The sequence below is a fragment of the Nitrospirillum karajorum genome (genome assembly GCF_036348415.1).
In the GTDB taxonomy this organism is placed as follows: Bacteria; Pseudomonadota; Alphaproteobacteria; order Azospirillales; family Azospirillaceae; genus Nitrospirillum; species Nitrospirillum amazonense_B.
In genome coordinates, this window is record NZ_JAZBQB010000003.1 from 1,130,830 (window position 1) to 1,148,165 (window position 17,336).

Below are 17,336 nucleotides of genomic sequence, written 5' to 3' on the forward strand. Positions count from 1 at the left end.
GGGCAGGCCTGCCCACCAAGCCCGCTACCCAAGCGCCGTTCCCGACGCTATGGTGCCGCCATGGTCGACCATCCCACGCCCCCGCCCTTCACCGCCGACACCCCCGCCACCGACGCCCTGACGGCGCAGGAGCGTGAGGCGCGATCCTTCGGTTTCCGCGCCATCAACCCGGCGGAGAAGGCACCGCTGGTGCAGGGCGTGTTCTCCAGCGTCGCCAGCCGCTACGACATCATGAACGACCTCATGTCGGTGGGCATCCACCGGCTGTGGAAGGCGGATTTCGTCAGCCTGGTGAACCCCCGGGCGGGCGAGACCATCCTGGACGTGGCCGGTGGCACGGGCGACATCGCCTTTCGCATGGCCGCCAAGGCACCCGCCGCCCGGATCATGGTCTGCGACCTGACGGAAGCCATGGTGCGTGTGGGCCGCGATCGCGGCATCGACAAAGGGTCCATGCCAGGCTGGGACCAGACGCCGGAAACGCGCGGCGGTCTACAGTGGACCGTGGGCAATGCCGAGTCGCTGCCCCTGCCCAACCGCTCGGTCGACGCCTACACCATCGCCTTCGGCCTGCGCAACGTCACCCATATCGACAAGGCCCTGGCCGAGGCCCACCGCGTGCTGAAGCCCGGCGGACGCTTCTACTGCCTGGAATTCAGCCAGGTGAACCTGCCCATCCTGCGCGAGCTGTACGACCGCTATTCCTTCGAGGTGCTGCCCCGCATCGGCCAGGTGGTGGCAGGTGACCGCGACAGCTATCAGTACCTGGTGGAAAGCATCCGCCGCTTCCCCGAGCGGGAGGCGCTGTGCCGCCGGCTGGAGGCCGTTGGCTTCAGCCAGGCCAAGGCCCGGCCCCTGACGGGTGGCGTGGCCGCCATCCATTCCGCCTGGCGCGTCTGACCATGTTCCGCATCCTGCGCAACCTGCGCCGCCTGTACATCATCGGGCGTACGCTGGGCCGGCATGGCGCCCTGTTCCCGGAGGAGTTCCGCGACGTGGCGCCAGGCCTGGCCATGATGCTGCGCCTGATGAACAACAACCGGGCGCCCGGCCGCAAGGGCCAGCGCCTGGCGGCCGCCATCCAGGAGCTGGGTCCCAGCTTCATCAAGCTGGGCCAGGCCCTGTCCACCCGGTCCGACCTGGTGGGCGACGCCGTGGCCGAAGATTTGGCCCTGCTGCGTGACCGGCTGCCGCCCTTCCCCACGCCCCAAGCCGTGGCCATCATCGAGGAACAGCTGGGCCGCCCGCTGGGCGAGATCTTCCAGAGCTTCGAGCCCGAGTCCGTGGCCGCCGCCAGCATCGCCCAGGTGCACTTCGCCGTGACGGCGGAGGGCAAGGAGGTGGCGGTGAAGGTGCTGCGCCCCGGCGTGGAACTGGCCTTCCGCCGCGACATCGACCTGATGTTCTGGCTGGCTGGCCTGGCCGTGCGCGTCCTGCCCCGGCTGAAGCGCCTGAAGCCGGTGGAGGTGGTGGAAACCTTCGCCGAGACCGTGCGCATGGAGATGGACCTGCGCCTGGAGGCCAGCGCCGCCTCGGAACTGGCCGACAATTTCAGGGGCGACGTCACCTTCAACATCCCCAGGGTGGATTGGGACCGCACCAGCCAGCGGGTGCTGACCATCGACCGTATCCACGGCATCCCCGTGGATCAGGTGGACGCCATCCGTGCCGCCGGCTTCGACCCCGACGACGTGCTGCGCCAGGCGGCCAATTCCTTTTTCAACCAGGTATTCCGCGACGGCTTCTTCCACGCCGACCTGCATCCGGGGAACATGTTCGTGAACATGTCCGGCCATCTGGCGCCGGTGGATTTCGGCATCATGGGGCGGCTGGACCGGCAGACGCGACTGTACCTGGCCGACATGCTGCTGGGCTTCCTGAACCGCGATTACCGCCTGGTGGCCGACGTGCATTTCGACGCCGGCTACGTCCCCGCCCACCAGTCGCGCGAACTGTTCATGCAGGCGGCCCGCGCCATCGGTGAGCAGGTGCACAACAAGCCGCTGCACGACATCTCCGTCGGCCGGCTGCTGGCCCAGCTGTTCGCCGTGACCGAGCAGTTCGAGATGGAGACCCAGCCCCAGCTGCTGCTGCTGCAAAAAAGCATGCTGACGGCGGAAGGCGTGGGCCGCGCCCTGAACCCCAAGCTGAACATGTGGGAAGTGGCCCGCCCCCTGATCGAGCAGTGGATGCGGGAGAACCGTGGGCCGGAGGCGCGCCTAGCCGAGGCCGTGCGCAACCTGAGCGCCACCGCCCACAAGCTGCCCCTGCTGCTGCGCCACGCCGACCGCCTGGCCGAGCACCTGGACAGAGGCGGCCTGCCCATCGACCCGCGCAGCATCGACGATCTGGCCACCCGCCTGGGGCGGGGCCGGGGTGGATGGCAATGGGCCGCCATCCTCGCGCTGACCGTGGCCGTCACCGTCCTCGCCTTGCGATAAGCCAGGCCGGCATGAGGCACTGCCTCATGCCGGTAGGACGCGACCGCGTCCGCCGGAGCGAGCACCGCAGGGCGCAGCGAGGACAAGCCAAGGCGGCGGATGCCGCCGCCCGGCGCTTGAGGGACAACATACACAAACCCTAACCAAAACTTGCGCGGCACGGCCCTGGCCACAAGGCAGCCCTGCGAGTCGTCCGCTTGACGCGGGTACGAAACGAACAAGAGGATGGCGCCTCTCGTTCCATATGTTTCACCCTTCGTCTTTGAGGAATTAGGTCATGGCCTTGCCCGTCGTTGCCATCGTCGGTGCCACCGGTGCCGTTGGCGTCGAGCTGCTCGAGTGCCTGGAGCAGCGTGATTTCCCCCTGTCCGAGCTGCGCCTGCTGGCGTCGCCCCGGTCGGCCGGCAAGACCATGACCTTCAAGGGTAAAGAGATCACCGTCCAGGCCCTGGACGAGAACAGCTTCGACGGCGTCAACATCGCCCTGTTCTCCGCTGGCGGCTCCATCTCCAAGGTCTATGGCCCCATCGCGGTGAAGGCCGGCGCCGTGGTGGTGGACAATTCCAGCGCCTTCCGCCAGGACCCCAACGTCCCCCTGGTGGTGCCGGAGGTGAACCCGGAGGCGGTGAAGCAGCACAAGGGCATCATCGCCAACCCCAACTGCTCCACCATCATCGCGCTGGTCCCGCTGTGGCCGCTGCACGCCAAGAACCGCATCACGCGCTTCATCGCCGCCACCTATCAGGCGGCCTCAGGCGCCGGTGCCGCCGCCATGGAAGAGCTGCGCGAAGGCACGCGGGCCTATCTGGAGGGCAAGCCCTTCACCCCCACCGTGCTGCCCCACCCCTACGCCTTCAACCTCTTCAGCCACAACGCCAAGGTCGACCCGGCCAACGGCTATAACGAGGAAGAGATGAAGATGGTGAAGGAGACGTGGAAGATTTTCGGCGACGCCGACATCCGCATCTCCGCCACCTGCGTGCGCGTGCCCGTGCTGCGCGCCCATTCCGAGGCGCTGACCGTGGAGTTCGAGCGGCCCATCACCCCGGCCGAGGTGAAGGACATCCTGTCCACCGCCCCGGGCGTGCGTATCGTCGATGATTGGGAGAAGAACTACTTCCCCATGCCGGTGGACGCCTCCGGCCAGGGCGACATCCTGGTGGGTCGCATCCGCCAGGACATCAGCGACCCCAGCGGCCGTTCCATCCAGCTGTTCGTCGCCGGCGACCAGCTGCTGAAGGGCGCCGCTCTGAACGCCGTGCAGATCGCCGAGTTGCTGTAAGACGGGGTTTTCCGTGATGGGGGCCGTCGGCAGGAACACCGGCGGCCTCATTCTTTTGGGGTAAGGACGGGCTGCTGGGGCCGCCTCAGCCCCATCCTCATGGGAAAATCGGCCGCAGGCCCAACTTTACGGTCGCGGAAAAGCCTCAATTGGTCGCAATATCCTGGTTGTCCGGGGTCGTTCCCGGGCGAACCCCAACCAGGGACCTCGCATGCATCCGCATGAGGCGACCGGAGCCCCTAATCCGGAACCCGGCATGGCCGCCGCCGTGATGGCCGCCACCCCCAGCACCTTTGATATTCCGCCGCCCCAGTCCCGTTCCTCCGCCGCCCCCGCCCGCCAAATCCTGGACGCGGTCACGCGCTTCCGGAAGATGGGCTGCCGCAACGTCAGCCTGACCCTGACCCGCTCCACGGACACCATCCTGGACGTGCAGGCCACGTTGAGCCTGGCGGGCCTGGCCAGCGACGTGCAGCCGGCCGGCGGCGGTTGCTCCCGCCTGGTGCTGCGCAGCTAGGTTCGGAATCCCCCCGAACCTCTTTCGATCCGCCGGCCCCTGGGCCCGCGCCCCTGTCCCCGGCGGCAGCGCCGGGGATAAGTCTCGGGTTTTTGCCCGCTGATCGGCCACCGCGCATAGAAAAAGGGCGCCTCCATCGCTGGAAGCGCCCCTCCTGTTCATGTGAACGCTGAGCATCAGCCCAGGCCCTTCTGGAAGTCTTACCCCAGGCCCTTCTGGCCCATGGCCAGGTACTTCTCGCGGCGGCGGGCGATCAGGGTGCCGCCGTCCTGGCCGCGCATCGATTCCAGGCTGTCGTCGATGGCGTTGCCCAGGGCCAGGATGGTTTCCTCGCGCCGGCGGTGCGCGCCGCCGATGGGTTCCATGACGATGCGGTCGATGACGCCCAGTTCCTTCAGGTCCTGGGCGGTCAGGCGCAGGGCCGCGGCCGCGTCGGCGGCGTTGGTGTTGCTGCGCCACAGGATGCCCGAGCAGCCTTCCGGCGAGATGACGGAGTAGATCGAGTGCTCCAGCATCAGCACACGGTCGGCCGTGGCGATGGCGATGGCGCCCCCCGACCCGCCCTCACCGATGACGGCGGAGACGATGGGAACGCGGGCGCGCAGGCAGGTCTCGATGGACTTGGCGATGGCCTCCGCCTGGCCGCGCTCTTCCGCACCCACGCCGGGATAGGCGCCGGCCGTATCCACCAGGGTGATGACCGGCAGGTTGAAGCGGCTGGCCAGGGCCAGCAGGCGCTGCGCCTTGCGGTAGCCTTCCGGCTTGGCCGAGCCGAAGTTATGACGGATGCGCGTATCGGTGTCGTGGCCCTTTTCCTGGCCGATGATCACCACCGACCGGCCCCGGAACCGGCCCAGGCCGCCGACGATGGCGCGATCCTCACCGAACACGCGATCGCCCGCCAGCGGCGTGAAATCCGTGATCAGGGCATTGATGTAGTCCAGGCAATGCGGCCGGTTGGGATGGCGCGCCACCTGGACCTTCTGGGCCGGGGACAGCTTGGCATAGGTCGAGCGCAGCAGCTTGTCGACCTTGTCCTCAAGCTTGCGGACCTCGTCGGCGATGTTGATCCCGCCGCCATCGGACAGATGACGGAGTTCATCGATCTTGCCTTCGAGTTCGGCGATCGGCTTTTCAAATTCAAGGAAATGCATGGGGCGGCTTACAACTGCTTGTAAGGAGGCGCGGCCGCCGGGACGGCGATCCGCACAAAGGTCGAAGCCGGCTGATTACCATGAGCGCGGGCCAGGGGCCAGTGCTATCGACTTTAGGGGTGCGCGGCCCTACCCCTTGCGGGGGCGGCCACCCGCGTTGCCCTTGGCCAGGGGGTGGTGGTCCTCCACCGCGCGGCGCAGGCGCTCCCCCACGACATGAGTGTAAATCTGAGTGGTGCCGATGTCGGCATGGCCCAGCATCTTCTGGACGGAGCGCAGGTCGGCGCCATGGTCCAGCAGATGGGTGGCGAAGGCGTGGCGCAGGACATGGGGGCTGACCTTGGCCGGGTCCAGGCCCGCCGCCAGCGCCAGATCCTTCAGCAACTGGCCGAAACGCTGACGCGTCAAGGTGCCGCCGGAACTGCGCGAGGGGAACAGGTGACCGGCCTGTTTGGCCTCCCGGCCCGGGGAGAAGAAGGCGGCGCGGTGCGGCAGGTAGGCCGCCAGCGCATCGCGGGCCGGCGGGGACAGGGGCACCATGCGCTCCTTCCCGCCCTTGCCCTTGACCACCAGCACCCGACCGTCGCGGCTGAAGGCCGAAAGCGGCAGGCCCACCAACTCCGACACACGCAAGCCCGTGGCGTAGAGCAGTTCCAGCAACGCCGCCAACCGCAGCCCCTCCGCCCCGCCCTGGGCGGCGGCGGTGTCCAGCATGCGGGCCACGTCATCCTCGGACAGGATCTTGGGCAGGGGGCGGCCCAGGCGCGGGCCGTCCAGCACGGCGGCCGGGTCGATCTCGCGCCGGCCTTCTGACACCAGGAACTTGTAATACTGGCGCAGGGCCGACAGGCGCCGGGCCACGGTACGGACGGCGGCGTTGGTGCCGTCGCGCCCCAGATGGTCCAGGTAGGCGCGCAGGTCGTCCGTGCCCGCCTGGTCCAGCGTGGGGCCCTTGTCCCCCTGCTGGGCGGCGATGAAACGGGCCGCGTCCACCAGATCGCGGCGATAGGCGTCACGGGTGTTGGCCGCCGCCCCCCGTTCCGCCACCAGCATGTCCAGGAAAGCGTCCACCCCGGGCGGCAGGGCCAGGGTGGCGCCGCGCGGCCGACCGGGGGACCGCTTCCTGGAAACGGCCTTCCCGACGGTGGGGGCCTTTGGGACGCGCGACGCCATGGTCCTCAGGACCCGGCCAGGGCGGCGACGGCCTCCAGCGCCAGACGCCGGGCGTCGTCCTTCAGGCCGATGGCGGCCAGGGCCGACAGGGCATGAACCGTGACCGTGGGCGCGGTGCTGGCCGGGCCGGCGTCCGCCAATTCCGCCAGGGCCAGCAACGCCACCTCGCCCCGCCGGGGCACCGTCACCGACTGGTCCAGGCGCAGCCAGGAGGCGGCGTCGGGGATCACCCCCGGCGCCTCCGCCACCGCGGAGGTGCGGGCCAGCAGCAGCGGGTCGATCTTCTCCCCCGCCGCCGTGAGCAAGGCCAGGATGGACCCGGCGCGCAGGCGCGACGGCGCGTCGGCGTCGGCCTTCACCGCGTCCAGCCACTGCGCCCAGTTGGCGCCGTCGCTGGGCAGCAGGCCGCCCAGCACCGCCAGGGGCACCAGACGCAGGTAGGCCTGCAAGGGCTTGCCATCGGCTTTCCCGCCAGCGGACGCCTCTTGCGCCGTCTGGCGGGCCAGTTCGAACCAGGGCTGGGCCAAGTCGCGCCGGTTCTGCAGCAGGGCCAGGCGGGCGGCGGCCGGGGCCAGGTCCTTCAGCGCCGGCCCGGGGGCCAGCCCTTCCAGTTCCTGGACCAGCAGGTCACCCCAGGCCCCGGCCAGCAGGCCGGGATCGCTGACGTCCACCGCCTTGGCCAGGATGGCGCCCTTCAGCGAGGGTATCGTTTCCCCGGTCAGGGCCTGGTACAGGATGGCGCGCTGGTCGGCGCCCTGGCGTTTCTCCGCCACGCCCACAGCGTTCTTCAGGTCGCTGGGGCTGACCTTGGCCGCCTTGTAGAGGGGGGCCAGGGCCGCCGCCGGCAGGGTACCGTAGGCGGCGGCGCGGTCGCCCGCCACCAGCTTCAGCGCCGCCGGCGTGTCGGGCAGGTCGGCGACGGCGGCGGCCGCCGCCGGGTTGAGGGTCTGGATCTGGGCCGCCGGCACTTCCGCCGGCAGGCCACGGCCCATGGCGCGGGCCAGGGCCACCGCCTCGGCCGACAGGGTGGAGAAGCCCTTCAGCGCGCCCTTCTGCCCGCTGGCCGCCACCTCCGCCAGGCGGGAGAAGCCGTCATCCTTCACCCCCTGTTCCCGCATGATGTCCAGCGACAGCATGACATTGTCGGTGGACCCGCCGCGCACCTGGCAAACGACGCCCAGCATCTGGATTTCGCCGTCGTTGAAGCGCTTCTGCAGGTCCGCCATCTGGTTGCAGGCCGACCCGTCGCCGGTCAGCAGCGACAGGCGGGCCCAGGCCTCCGCCGCGCCGGCGTCGTCCAGGGCGGTGGGCAGCGCGGCCATGGCGTCGGCGTTCTTGCCATCACCCAGCAGGGCCAGACGTTCCAGGCGGGCGCCCAGGAAGTTACGCGTATCCTTGTTCGCCTGGGGGGCCGTGCCGGAGGACATCAGCACACGCCCCAGCAAGGCGCGCACCGCCGGCGAGGGACTGGAGGGCGGCAGGGACATCAGCGCCCGGTCGACCAGGCCGCGCGGACTGTCGGCCCACAGCGCCTGGCCCAGGCCCCCCTGCCCCGCGTCCAGCAGGCCGCCGCCATCCGGCGTCACCGCCGCCAGGGTCTTGACCTCGAAGGAGGATGAGCGGGGGGCGGGGGGCGTGTAGAGCGGGGCGCCCAGGGGGGTGGGACCTTGGGTCGCGCCGCCATCGGTGCCGGTTGGGGCGCCCCCGGAAGGCACGCCGGCGGACGGCGTACTGGTGGACGGCGTCGCCGGCCCCTGTGGCCACAAGGGGGTGGGTGCGCCCGAGGTCTGGGACCCCGATTGCGCCAGCGCCACCGGGGCCGTCATCAGGCCGGCGGCCAGCGCCAGGCCCAGTCGGAGCGCCAAGCGGAGCTTACTGCGGGAAGCGGTCATTGGGGATCACCCGTTCGGTGGGCGCGGAGGGCGCCGGGGAGGTGGTAGCGGCCACGACCAGGGCGGCGCCGGCACCGCCAAGGACAACCAGGGCGATCAGGATCAGAAGAAGCTTTTTCATCGTGGGATCGGCATCAATCGCTGAAAGGGAAAGGACGGATTCGGAAAGAAAATTGCGAGACCATCGCGGCGCAAGCAAGGCGGCAGTGCGCAGCACCTCGGTGGAGTTGAGGGACAGGCGGGGTCGACTGTGTTATGCAGTCCCCCCTAACCGTTTCCATCCGGCGCCGTCCACCAGATCGTCCCACCAGATCATCGGGGGCAGGCTGTCACGGAAAAGCGGGGCCGGACAGATCGCCGAAGGCCGCAGGGCCAAAGGCGGACAACCGGTGTTAAGGGTTAAGAACAACCCCCGGAACGGGGCACGGCTTTAGGTCTCGGCTGTTATGGATGATACGGCAAACATGGTGTTAGCGCTTGGCACTGTAGCGTCCGGTCCCCGGGTGCGCAACGCCACCCCGATCCGCCGGGCACCGGCCGGCCAGGCCGCCATCCGGTTCGGGGGGGTGCGCTGATGCGGCCCACCTTGCGCCAACGCCCGCCGCGCACCCTGGTCCTGGTCGGCCTGATGGGTGCCGGCAAGACCAGCATCGGCCGCCGCTTGGCCGCGCGCCTGGGCCTGCCCTTCGTCGACGCCGACCATGAGATCGAGCGCGCCGCCGGTTGCAGCATACCCGAATTCTTCGACCGCTATGGCGAACCGGCCTTCCGCGAGGGGGAGCGCCGGGTGATCGCCCGCCTGCTGGACCAGCCGCTGCAGGTGCTGTCCACCGGCGGTGGCGCCTTCATGGATGCCGAAACCCGGGCCCTGGTGCGCCAGCGCGCCCATTCCATCTGGCTGCGAGCGGAGCTGGACCTGCTGGTGCAGCGCACGGCGCGCCGGGGCAATCGGCCCCTGTTGAAGGATGCCGACCCGCGCGAGACGCTGCGCAAACTGATGGAGCTGCGCCATCCCTACTACGCCCAGGCCGACATCACCGTGGACAGCGGCGACCGCCCGGCGGAGGACACGGTGGACAGGGTGGTGGAGGCGCTGCAGGACTATCTGGACACTGACGCGGATAGCCAAACCCAGGAGACGCGGCCCCAGCCGGCCGCCGTGGAATGAGCGCTGGAATCATGAGCCAAACCGTTTCCGCCCACACCGGCCTCGCCCGTACCGTTCCCGTCCATTTGGGCGACCGTTCCTATGACGTGCGGGTGGGCACCGGCCTGATTGAGAACGCCGGCGCCCTGGTGGCCCCCATCGCCGGCCGCCGCCCCCTGGTCATCCTGAGCGACGAGACGGTGGCGCCCCTGTACCTGGGCACCCTGACCCGCTCGCTGGAAGCGGCCGGCGCCCGCGTCCTGGACCCCATCGTGGTGCCGGCGGGCGAGGCGACCAAGAGCTTCCACCATCTGGAGGCGGTGCTGGAAATCCTGCTGTCGCGCGGCATCGAGCGCGGCGCCATGCTGGTGGCGCTGGGCGGCGGGGTCATCGGCGATCTGGGCGGATTCGCCGCCGCCATCGCCCTGCGCGGCATCGACTTCATCCAGGTGCCCACGACCCTGCTGTCCCAGGTGGACAGCAGCGTGGGCGGCAAGACCGGCATCAACAGCCGCCAGGGCAAGAACTTGATCGGCGCCTTCCACCAGCCCCGCCTGGTGCTGGCCGACATCGGCGCGCTGGATAGCTTGCCCCGGCGCGAGGTGCTGGCCGGCTATGCCGAGGTGGTGAAGTACGGCCTGATCGACCGGCCGGACTTTTTCACCTGGCTGGAGGAAAACGGCCCCGCCCTGGTGGCCGGCGACACCGCCCTGCGCACGGACGCGGTGACCGAAAGCGTGGCCGCCAAGGCCGCCATCGTCGCCCAGGATGAACGCGAGGGCGGGGTGCGCGCCCTTTTGAACCTGGGGCACACCTTCGGCCACGCGCTGGAGGCGGAAGTGGGCTATGGCGGGGAGCTGCTGCATGGCGAGGCCGTGGGCATCGGCATGGTCATGGCCTTCGACCTGTCGGTGCGCCTAGGGCTGTGCCCGCCCGCCGACCTGGACCGCATGCGCCGCCACTTGACGACCGTGGGCCTGCCCACCGGCGCCGCCCACTTGGCCAAGGGCCGCTGGACCGTGGACGCCCTGATGGCCCACATGGCCAAGGACAAGAAGGTGAAGGATGGGGGCATCACCTTCATCCTGGCGCGCGGCATCGGCCAGGCCTTCACCGCCCGGGGCATCGATCCCGAGCCGGTGCGCGCCGTGGTGGCCGCGGCGCTGGAGGCGTGACCCGCCCCCATGCCCCTGCCCCCCGCCGCCCCGCGCAAGCCGCTCCACACCCGCCGCGTCACCTGCCAGGGCTATGAACGCGCGGACGGCCTTTGGGACATCGAAGGCCACATCACGGATGAGAAGCACTACGCCTTCGACAATGAATGGCGCGGCACCATCCAGCCGGGGCAGTTCCTGCATGAGATGTGGGTACGCCTGACGGTGGACGACACGCTGACGGTGCGCGCGGTGGAGGTCGCCACCGACAACGCCCCCTTCGCCCACTGCCCCGCCATCCTGCCCAACTTCCAGCGCCTGGTGGGCCTGCGCATCGCCGCCGGCTGGACCAGCGCGGTCAAGCAGCGCCTGGGCCGGACGGAGGGCTGCACCCATCTGGTCGAGTTGCTAGGCCCTGTGGCCACCACCGCCTTCCAGACCCTGGCCCCGGTGCTGAGCGCCCGCCGCCGGGGCGGCGCCGGCGGCCCGCCCCCGGTGCTGAACACCTGCCACGTCATGGCCAGCGACGGCCCCGTGGTGAAGCGCTGGTACCCGGAGCACTACACCGGACCGAGGGAAGAGGGAAATTAGCCACGCCCATGTTATGGTTTTTCGATTTCCTTAACATGTCGTGTCGATATGTTAAAGACGTCGCAATTCTTCGACATGAGCGGGCCATCATGTTAAAGCCAACGTACAACCTGCCACCGCTTCCACCTCCGGGTGAGTTGGAAACAACCCAAGTATTTCGAGAGATGGCACGAGCCCATAGGCATCTTGGCGAGTTGAAGGGCCGCGCCACCAGCATGCCCAACCAAGGCATATTGATCGACACATTGTCGCTTCAGGAGGCCAAGGCCAGTTCCGAGATAGAGAATATCGTCACTACCCAGGATGAACTATTCCAGGCGAGTTTCTTTCCCCCCGCTGCATCCCCGGCGGCGAAAGAGGTGGCGCTATATCGAGATGCCTTGAAGCTTGGGTTTGATCAGCTTAGAAAAACCGGTCTGCTTACAAACAACACCATTATCTCGATGTTCCAGTTGTTGAAGCGCACGACAGGGGAGTTTAGAGACACCCCCGGCACCGCCTTGAAAAATGAGGCAACAGGCGATCTTGTCTATGTGCCACCACAAGATAAAAACACCATAGTGGCGGCCATGTCCGACCTGGAGAAATTCATCAACGATGATTCTTTATGTTCGCTCGACCCCTTGATCAAGATGGCGGTCATCCATCACCAATTCGAGAGCATTCACCCGTTTCCGGACGGGAATGGTCGGATTGGAAGAATTATTAATGTACTATACCTAACCCAGCAGGGTCTTCTTGAAATTCCGATTCTTTATTTAAGTCGATATATCACGGAACATAAAGGGCAATACTACTCTCTCTTGCAATCAACCCGAGACACAGGCGAATGGCAGGAATGGCTACTGTATATGATGAAAGCCGTATCTGAGTCATCTATCCACGCGCTGACTTTGATCGACGGCATCAAGGAACTTATGGAAAATTACAAAAACAGGCTCCGAACTTATCATTATAAAATATACTCACATGATCTTCTGAACAACTTGTTTCGACATCCGTACACGCGAATTGATTTCGTCCAGAGCGAACTTGAAGTTTCACGGCAGACTGCCGCCAAATATCTGGATCAGCTCGCTGAGGGCGGCCTACTGCTCAAGCAGCAACACGGGCGGAACAACTATTACGTCAATGTCCCGCTGGTGAATTTATTCACGAACGCCCCATGGCGGTCTGCTTAAACCACCTCTTCCGGCGTCAGCGTCTTGAGCGACAGGGCATGAACCCGCTCGGCCAGTTCATCCTTCAGGATGTCGTATACCAGGCGCTGACGCGCCACCCGTGACTTGCCGGCGAAGGCGGCCGACACCACCGTCACCTCGAAATGGGTTTCGCCGCCGGGCGCGGCGCCGCCGTGGCCGGCGTGGGCCGCCGACTGGTCGTCGACGATCAGCGTGACGGGCGCCAGCGCCTGGGTCAGCTTGGTGTGGATTCGGTCGGCATAGCGCATGGAAGGGGCCCGCGGCGGAAGGTTCGTCCTACCCCCTCAGGTGCGATGCCGGGGCGCCGCTGTCAATGGCGGCAAGGCGATTCGCGGCGGTCGGGACAGCAGCCCAGCTTTGCCCCGGCAATGGTGCCGTGGGCGACCCGCCGCGCTTGTCACGGCCCGGACGTGCCCCCATACTTTCGCGATGCAGAAACAGCGCCCCGGATTCTCCTTCTCGTTCGACGACCCGCCGCAGGTCCAGGTCAGGGCCTGCGACCACCCGGGCTGTGCCGAGGTGGGGGAGTATCGCGCGCCCAAGAACCGCAGCCAGCTGAACGACTATTTCTGGTTCTGCCTGGACCATGTCCGCGCCTACAACAAGGCCTGGGACTATTACCAGGGCATGAGCACGGAAGAGATCGAGCGCGCCATGCGCTACGACACCACCTGGCAACGGCCCACCTGGCCCATGGGGGATTGGCGCACCCGGGAACGGAACCTGCGCGACAAGATGAGCCGTGGCCACACCTTCGGCGCCGATTGGGAAGGGACGGCCAACCGCCCGCCGCCGCCCTCGCCCCGCACGCCGGAGGATGAGGCGCTGGACGTGCTGGGCCTGAAGGCGCCGGTGGAGTTCGGTGAGATCAAGCAGCGCTACCGCGAGCTGGCCAAGCAGAACCATCCCGATACGCATGGTGGCGACAAGGATGCGGAAGAGCGCCTGAAGCGCATCAACCAAGCCTATAACGTGCTGAAGGCCGCCTACGCCGACCAGGGCTGAGCCCCCGGCACCGAACCAAGACCAAAAACCAACCGTTCTGTCCGATATCGCAGGAAAGCCGACCGTCTCATGTCCCAGGAAAAGACCCCGATGAACGCCGCCTCGCTGCCCGATACCACGATCTCCGTCCGCAAGGCCTTCGGGATCGACAGCGACATGCAGGTGCCGGCCTTCAGCGCGCCCACGGAACATGTGCCGGAAATCGACAGCACCTATCGTTTCGACCGCGAAACGACCATGGCCATCCTTGCCGGCTTCGCCTACAACCGCCGCGTCATGGTCCAGGGCTATCACGGCACGGGCAAGTCCACCCATATCGAGCAGGTGGCCGCGCGCCTGAACTGGCCCTGCCTGCGCATCAACCTGGACAGCCACATCAGCCGCATCGACCTGATCGGCAAGGACGCCATCGTCCTGCGTGAGGGCGTGCAGGTGACGGAATACCGCGAGGGCATCCTGCCGTGGGCGCTGCAGCACCCCTGCGCCATCGTGTTCGACGAGTACGACGCCGGCCGCCCAGACGTGATGTTCGTCATCCAGCGCGTGCTGGAGGTCGAGGGCAAGCTGACCCTGCTGGACCAGAACAAGGTCATCCGCCCCCACCCGGCCTTCCGCCTGTTCGCCACGGCCAACACCATCGGCCTGGGCGACACCACCGGCCTCTATCACGGCACCCAGCAGATCAACCAGGGCCAGATGGACCGGTGGAACATCGTCACCACCCTGAACTACCTGCCCCATGACGCCGAGGTGAAGATCGTCCTGGCCAAGGTGCCGTCCTACGACACGGAGGAGCGCCGGGTGCTGGTCAACGCCATGGTGCGCCTGGCCGACCTGACGCGCGCCGGGTTCATCGCCGGCGACATCTCCACCGTCATGAGCCCGCGCACGGTCATCACCTGGGCCCAGAACGCCGACATCTTCGCCGATGTCGGCTTCGCCTTCCGCGTCACCTTCCTGAACAAGTGCGACGAGATCGAGCGCGCGGCGGTGGCCGAGTATTACCAGCGCTGCTTCGGCACCGAACTGCCCGAGAGCGGCGTGCGCGCCACCCTCGCCTGAGGCGGGGCCGACGCCCGAGAAGGAACGAGCCCATGTCTTCCGACCGCGAATCGCCGCTGGAGGCGTTCAAGCGGGCCACCGGTGCCGCCGTCCGCGCCATCGCGGAGCGCGGCGACCTGACGGTGGGATTCTCCGCCGAACCGCCGGGCTTTTCCGGCACGCGGGTGCGGGTCCCCCTGCCCACGCGTGACCTGAACGCCCGCGACGTGGCGCCGGTGCGGGGGCGGCCGACGCCGCCGCCTTGCGTCTGCGCCATCACGACGCCGCCACGCACGCCCGGCTGCTGCCCACCGGCGACACCGCCCGCCTGGCCTTCGACGCGCTGGAGCAGGCGCGGTGCGAGGCGCTGGGCGCCACCGCCATGGCCGGCGTGGCCGACAACCTGACGGCGGCGCTGGAGGAGCGGTTTCGCCGCCAGGGCCTGGACAGGGCCACGGCGCGCGACCAGGTGCCCCTGGCCGACGCCCTGCGCCTGATCGCGCGCGAGGCCCTGACCGGCGCCCCCGTCGCCCCCGCCACCCAGGCGGCGCTGGACCTGTGGCGTCCCTTCATCGAGGAAAAGGCCGGCGCGGACCTGGCGCAGCTGAAGGCCGCCATGGCCGACCAGCAGGCCTATGCCCGCGAGGCCCGCCGCATCCTGACCGACCTGGACCTGGAGGTGGGCGGCGAGCCGGACAAGTCGGAAGAGGAGGAGACGGCCGAATCGGGCGACACCCAGAGCCCTGAGGGCGCCGACAATGACGACGCCGGCGGCGGCCAATCCGACGATGCCGACCCCGAAGCGACGGGTGAGCAGCAGCAGTCCGGCGGCCAGACGGAGGAAACCGCGGGCGCCGCCGAGAGCAGCGAGGGCGAGGAGCAGGAGATGGAGGGGGCCGGGGCCGAGCAGTCGGGCGAGCCCGGCGAGCCGTCCCGCCCCGATTTCGGCCGCAACAGCCCGGACGCGGGCGGTTATCGCGCCTTCACCACCGAGTTCGACGAGGTGGTGGGCGCCGCCGACCTGTGCGACCCGGATGAACTGGCCCGCCTGCGCATGATGCTGGACCAGCAGTTGCAGCACCTGCAGGGCGTCATCGCCAAGCTGGCCAACCGCCTGCAGCGCCGCCTGATGGCCAAGCAGACCCGCGCCTGGGTGTTCGACCTGGAGGAAGGCATCTTGGACGCGGCCCGCCTGGCCCGCGTGGTGGCCAACCCGGTGCTGCCCCTGTCGTTCAAGCAGGAGAACGACACCGATTTCCGCGACACCGTCGTCACCCTGCTGATCGACAATTCCGGGTCCATGCGCGGCCGGCCCATCACCATCGCCGCCATGAGCGCCGACATCCTGGCGCGCACGCTGGAACGCTGCGGCGTGAAGGTGGAAATCCTGGGCTTCACCACCCGGGCGTGGAAGGGTGGGCAAAGCCGCGAGCGCTGGCTGGCCAGCGGCAAGCCGCCGGCCCCCGGCCGCCTGAACGACCTGCGCCACATCGTCTACAAGGAGGCCGACGCCCCCTGGCGCCGGGCCCGGCGCAACCTGGGCCTGATGCTGCGCGAAGGCATCCTGAAGGAGAACATCGACGGCGAGGCCCTGTTGTGGGCCCACACCCGCCTGATCGCCCGGCCGGAACAGCGGCGCATCCTGATGGTGATCAGCGACGGCGCGCCGGTGGACGACAGCACCCTGTCGGTCAACAGCGGCAGTTATCTGGAAAAGCATCTGCGCAGCGCCATCGAGTATATCGAGACCCGCAGCCCGGTGGAGCTGATCGCCATCGGCATCGGCCACGACGTCACGCGCTATTACCGCCGCGCCGTCACCATCGTGGACGTGGAGCAACTGGGCGGCACCGTCATGGAAAAACTGGCCGAGCTGTTCGATGAGGACGACCGTCGTCCGGGAAGAAGCCGGCGCCAGGCGCGCGGCGGACGCCGTTAGAGCGGGACGCTCACAAGAAAAGGGCCGCCGGGCGGATGCCAGGCGACCCCAATCTTTTCAGGCTTACTTGCCGGCGGGCTTGGCCGCCGGCGCCGGGGCGGCGGGTGCCGGTGCGCCGCCGGTGCGCGCCTTGTACACATGCAGTTGCTGGTTAAAACGGGCCGCCAGGATTTCCATGTCGCTGACCACGGCGTCCTGCACCCTGGTCAGCTGCAGGAACTTCGCCACCGTCACCTTGTCCGGATGCTGGGCCACCAGTTGATCGACGCAGGCGATGAAGCCCTGGCCGCTGTTCACGTAGGCCTGCATCTCCTCATGCGCCTTGCGCATGTCCGCCTCGGGCGCGGTCTTGCCGTCGGGAATGGTGGGCACCTTCTTGGGGAAGGGGCAGGTCCAGCCGTCATCCTCCTCACCAGCCTTGGTTCCGGCCGCCGGAGCGGCCGCGACCGGGGCGGTCGGCTTGGCCGCCGACGGGACGATGGGCGCGGAACCGGTCGCGGGCGCGGTGGTCGCCGGCTTCGCCGCCTGGGCCCAGGCGGGCGCGGCGCCGACAACCGCGAGGGTTGTCGCCGAAGCGAGGACGGGCAGGATCATCAAGGACCGGCGGACGGCGACACGCAGGCTCACGGGCAAGGTTCCTCAAAGACGGAATGGCAAAGGGCGCCAGCATAATGGACCGGCGCACTAAGGCATAGCCGACATGCAATGGCAAGCAGGGGGCAAGACGGGGCGGCAACCGGCCGCAAGGGCGTTGCCGCCGCCCCGGCGGATCGTGCTAAACCGATGGGGATGGGGCCC

General features: G+C 68.3%; 16 protein-coding genes and 1 pseudogene. 11 read left to right on the plus strand and 6 right to left on the minus strand.

Features of this window, described 5'->3' with window-relative positions; genetic code table 11:
* The first annotated feature begins 60 nt into the window (after positions 1–60).
* From UCD39_RS18780 to UCD39_RS18795, 4 genes are all read left to right on the plus strand, one after another.
* Positions 61–900 carry a class I SAM-dependent methyltransferase gene (locus tag UCD39_RS18780; protein ID WP_330497375.1) on the plus strand — a complete coding sequence of 280 codons (840 nt, stop codon included), beginning with the start codon at positions 61–63 and terminating at the stop codon, positions 898–900.
* Between the two features lie 2 nt (positions 901–902).
* On the plus strand, positions 903–2,441 hold the full coding sequence (ubiB, locus tag UCD39_RS18785; RefSeq protein WP_330497376.1) for a 2-polyprenylphenol 6-hydroxylase: 1,539 nt from the start codon (positions 903–905) through the stop codon (positions 2,439–2,441).
* A gap of 277 nt (positions 2,442–2,718) precedes the next feature.
* On the plus strand, positions 2,719–3,723 hold the full coding sequence (locus UCD39_RS18790) for an aspartate-semialdehyde dehydrogenase (RefSeq protein ID WP_330497377.1): 1,005 nt from the start codon (positions 2,719–2,721) through the stop codon (positions 3,721–3,723).
* A 256-nt stretch (positions 3,724–3,979) separates the two neighbouring features.
* Positions 3,980–4,240 (plus strand): hypothetical protein, encoded by a 261-nt coding sequence (locus UCD39_RS18795; protein ID WP_330497378.1) that lies wholly within the window; start codon positions 3,980–3,982, stop codon positions 4,238–4,240.
* Between the two features lie 200 nt (positions 4,241–4,440).
* On the opposite strand, the gene UCD39_RS18800 is transcribed toward UCD39_RS18795, so the two are convergent.
* From UCD39_RS18800 to UCD39_RS18815, 4 genes are all read right to left on the minus strand, one after another.
* Positions 4,441–5,394 carry an acetyl-CoA carboxylase carboxyltransferase subunit alpha gene (locus UCD39_RS18800; protein WP_330497379.1) on the minus strand — a complete coding sequence of 318 codons (954 nt, stop codon included), beginning with the start codon at positions 5,392–5,394 and terminating at the stop codon, positions 4,441–4,443.
* A 129-nt stretch (positions 5,395–5,523) separates the two neighbouring features.
* On the minus strand, positions 5,524–6,567 hold the full coding sequence (locus tag UCD39_RS18805; protein WP_330497380.1) for a site-specific tyrosine recombinase XerD: 1,044 nt from the start codon (positions 6,565–6,567) through the stop codon (positions 5,524–5,526).
* 5 nt (positions 6,568–6,572) lie between these two features.
* Positions 6,573–8,432, minus strand: a complete 1,860-nt coding sequence (locus tag UCD39_RS18810) for a hypothetical protein (RefSeq protein WP_330497381.1) — start codon at positions 8,430–8,432, stop codon at positions 6,573–6,575.
* 7 nt (positions 8,433–8,439) lie between these two features.
* Positions 8,440–8,580: a hypothetical protein gene (locus UCD39_RS18815; RefSeq protein ID WP_186455801.1), complete on the minus strand. Its 141-nt coding sequence runs from the start codon at positions 8,578–8,580 to the stop codon at positions 8,440–8,442.
* 453 nt (positions 8,581–9,033) lie between these two features.
* Between UCD39_RS18815 and UCD39_RS18820 the strand changes: the two genes are divergently transcribed.
* The 4 genes from UCD39_RS18820 to UCD39_RS18835 all read left to right on the plus strand — a co-directional run bounded on the left by UCD39_RS18820 (position 9,034) and on the right by UCD39_RS18835 (position 12,532).
* A complete protein-coding gene (locus tag UCD39_RS18820) occupies positions 9,034–9,627 on the plus strand; it encodes a shikimate kinase (protein WP_330497382.1) in 594 nt (197 codons plus the stop codon).
* 11 nt (positions 9,628–9,638) lie between these two features.
* A complete protein-coding gene (gene aroB / locus UCD39_RS18825) occupies positions 9,639–10,781 on the plus strand; it encodes a 3-dehydroquinate synthase (protein WP_330497383.1) in 1,143 nt (380 codons plus the stop codon).
* Between the two features lie 9 nt (positions 10,782–10,790).
* Complete coding sequence (locus tag UCD39_RS18830; RefSeq protein ID WP_330497384.1) at positions 10,791–11,351, plus strand: DUF2889 domain-containing protein; 561 nt, start codon at positions 10,791–10,793, stop codon at positions 11,349–11,351.
* Positions 11,352–11,440: 89 nt separating this feature from the next.
* Complete coding sequence (locus UCD39_RS18835; RefSeq protein WP_330497385.1) at positions 11,441–12,532, plus strand: Fic family protein; 1,092 nt, start codon at positions 11,441–11,443, stop codon at positions 12,530–12,532.
* Here UCD39_RS18835 and UCD39_RS18840 read toward each other — a convergent pair.
* Positions 12,529–12,801, minus strand: coding sequence for a BolA family protein (locus UCD39_RS18840; protein ID WP_330497386.1), 273 nt, complete (start codon positions 12,799–12,801; stop codon positions 12,529–12,531). The two genes, UCD39_RS18835 and UCD39_RS18840, sit on opposite strands and share 4 nt — an antisense overlap.
* A 181-nt stretch (positions 12,802–12,982) precedes the next feature.
* Here UCD39_RS18840 and UCD39_RS18845 point away from each other — a divergent pair, with 181 nt between their 5' ends.
* The 3 genes and pseudogenes from UCD39_RS18845 to cobT all read left to right on the plus strand — a co-directional run bounded on the left by UCD39_RS18845 (position 12,983) and on the right by cobT (position 16,538).
* The gene (locus tag UCD39_RS18845; protein ID WP_330497387.1) at positions 12,983–13,558 is read left to right on the plus strand and encodes a J domain-containing protein; all 576 of its coding nucleotides are present in this window, start codon (positions 12,983–12,985) and stop codon (positions 13,556–13,558) included.
* Between the two features lie 69 nt (positions 13,559–13,627).
* Positions 13,628–14,620 carry a cobaltochelatase subunit CobS gene (gene cobS / locus UCD39_RS18850; RefSeq protein WP_330497388.1) on the plus strand — a complete coding sequence of 331 codons (993 nt, stop codon included), beginning with the start codon at positions 13,628–13,630 and terminating at the stop codon, positions 14,618–14,620.
* Positions 14,621–14,652: 32 nt separating this feature from the next.
* Positions 14,653–16,538, plus strand: a pseudogene (gene cobT, locus UCD39_RS18855) (cobaltochelatase subunit CobT).
* A 63-nt stretch (positions 16,539–16,601) separates the two neighbouring features.
* On the opposite strand, the gene UCD39_RS18860 reads toward cobT, so the two are convergent.
* Positions 16,602–17,165 (minus strand): hypothetical protein, encoded by a 564-nt coding sequence (locus UCD39_RS18860; RefSeq protein WP_330497389.1) that lies wholly within the window; start codon positions 17,163–17,165, stop codon positions 16,602–16,604.
* Between the last annotated feature and the right edge of the window lie 171 nt (positions 17,166–17,336).

What these genes read in the sequence shown, in the direction of transcription:
- UCD39_RS18780 (WP_330497375.1), top strand. Translation starts at nt 61, where the DNA reads ATGGTCGACCATCCCACGCCCCCGCCCTTCACCGCCGACACCCCCGCC.
- ubiB (WP_330497376.1), top strand. Translation starts at nt 903, where the DNA reads ATGTTCCGCATCCTGCGCAACCTGCGCCGCCTGTACATCATCGGGCGT.
- UCD39_RS18790 (WP_330497377.1), top strand. Translation starts at nt 2,719, where the DNA reads ATGGCCTTGCCCGTCGTTGCCATCGTCGGTGCCACCGGTGCCGTTGGC.
- UCD39_RS18795 (WP_330497378.1), top strand. Translation starts at nt 3,980, where the DNA reads ATGGCCGCCGCCGTGATGGCCGCCACCCCCAGCACCTTTGATATTCCG.
- UCD39_RS18800 (WP_330497379.1), bottom strand. Translation starts at nt 5,394, where the DNA reads ATGCATTTCCTTGAATTTGAAAAGCCGATCGCCGAACTCGAAGGCAAG.
- UCD39_RS18805 (WP_330497380.1), bottom strand. Translation starts at nt 6,567, where the DNA reads ATGGCGTCGCGCGTCCCAAAGGCCCCCACCGTCGGGAAGGCCGTTTCC.
- UCD39_RS18815 (WP_186455801.1), bottom strand. Translation starts at nt 8,580, where the DNA reads ATGAAAAAGCTTCTTCTGATCCTGATCGCCCTGGTTGTCCTTGGCGGT.
- UCD39_RS18820 (WP_330497382.1), top strand. Translation starts at nt 9,034, where the DNA reads ATGCGGCCCACCTTGCGCCAACGCCCGCCGCGCACCCTGGTCCTGGTC.
- aroB (WP_330497383.1), top strand. Translation starts at nt 9,639, where the DNA reads ATGAGCCAAACCGTTTCCGCCCACACCGGCCTCGCCCGTACCGTTCCC.
- UCD39_RS18830 (WP_330497384.1), top strand. Translation starts at nt 10,791, where the DNA reads ATGCCCCTGCCCCCCGCCGCCCCGCGCAAGCCGCTCCACACCCGCCGC.
- UCD39_RS18835 (WP_330497385.1), top strand. Translation starts at nt 11,441, where the DNA reads ATGTTAAAGCCAACGTACAACCTGCCACCGCTTCCACCTCCGGGTGAG.
- UCD39_RS18840 (WP_330497386.1), bottom strand. Translation starts at nt 12,801, where the DNA reads ATGCGCTATGCCGACCGAATCCACACCAAGCTGACCCAGGCGCTGGCG.
- UCD39_RS18845 (WP_330497387.1), top strand. Translation starts at nt 12,983, where the DNA reads ATGCAGAAACAGCGCCCCGGATTCTCCTTCTCGTTCGACGACCCGCCG.
- cobS (WP_330497388.1), top strand. Translation starts at nt 13,628, where the DNA reads ATGTCCCAGGAAAAGACCCCGATGAACGCCGCCTCGCTGCCCGATACC.